This window comes from Bartonella sp. CL434QHHD, from assembly GCF_042195145.1.
Lineage (GTDB): Bacteria > Pseudomonadota > Alphaproteobacteria > Rhizobiales > Rhizobiaceae > Bartonella.
This window is the reverse complement of record NZ_JBHINT010000033.1, coordinates 1-1,086: the sequence shown is the minus strand read 5'-3', so window position 1 is coordinate 1,086 and position 1,086 is coordinate 1. Positions and strand designations below refer to the sequence as shown.

The window sequence follows — 1,086 nt, the reverse complement described above, 5'->3', positions numbered from 1 at the left end:
CCTACAGAAGCACCGCTGTTGCTCTTTTCAAACTGAATGCCAAAGCCTGTACGTTCTTCCTTTGAGCTTGAGGAATGGCTATTATGACCAACAAGCACATTGACATCATGCGCTGCCGAAAGGTTAATATTCTCACCCGCAAGATCAGAGCCCTCCACGTTCACATCTTTTTTCTTGGCAGTGATGTTGATATTGCCATCCGCATTGAGAGAAGAGCCTTGATGCTCAAAACTCTCTTCATTTTCTGTCTTTCCCTCACTCCCGTATATCGACACAAAGCCCTTTCCTGATCCCACACCAAAACCCGTTTCATGCTCCTCTGAATGGCTTTTATGATGGTCTGTCATGCCATCAATCGTCACACTATCTCCGCTCTCATTGATATCTTGACCGGAAAGCAGATGAGAAGCAGAAATCTTGGCTTCTCCTTGTGCGTCTAACACGATGTTGCCCGTTGCCCCAAGGATAGAGGAGACCGTTGTGGTATGCGATTGAGATGTATCGGACGATTTCTCATGCAAAAAGCCACTTGATGACGATTGTGCTTGCTGATCCAAGTGTTCTTGGGCGCCTTTGATAGTAATCTTTCCCCCAGAGTGAATGGTAATATCCGCTTGTTTCTGTTCTCCTGGTGCTTTCTCTCCTGACGTTTCCTCTGCCTTACCGGCTACGAGCATCGAGGCTACAACTTCCGTGTTGTTTCCGGAATCAATGGCAATGCCTTCACCCCCTGTTATGCTTGACCCCACAACTTGGCTCACATCCATCTTGTTATGCTCAGATTTGCTGCTACTAAACACCCCACCGTCTTTGTGATACGACATCTCATAATGTAAGCTATCCTCTGCATTATTGATCAGGACATCGTTGCTGGCTTTCAGCCCTACCTTGCCATCAGCCGCAATGGAACTACCTGTAATGCTAAGATCATGCGGTTTGCCATCCTGCCCTGTAATGACCGTGGTATCACCTCCCGATTTTATCGAAGATCCAACCGCATGAGAAGCTTGCATGTCCACTTTCGTGTTTTTGGTGCGAAGATGATACTCCATCTCATCGTTTCTCACCCCTATTGTTATCTCCCCT

1 protein-coding gene is annotated in these 1,086 nt (G+C 47.1%); it reads right to left on the bottom strand.

The genetic code is table 11. The features are described 5' to 3' along the window. On the bottom strand, positions 1–1,086 hold a 1,086-nt coding region (locus ACFILN_RS04965; RefSeq protein WP_375671008.1), incomplete at both ends, for a hemagglutinin repeat-containing protein.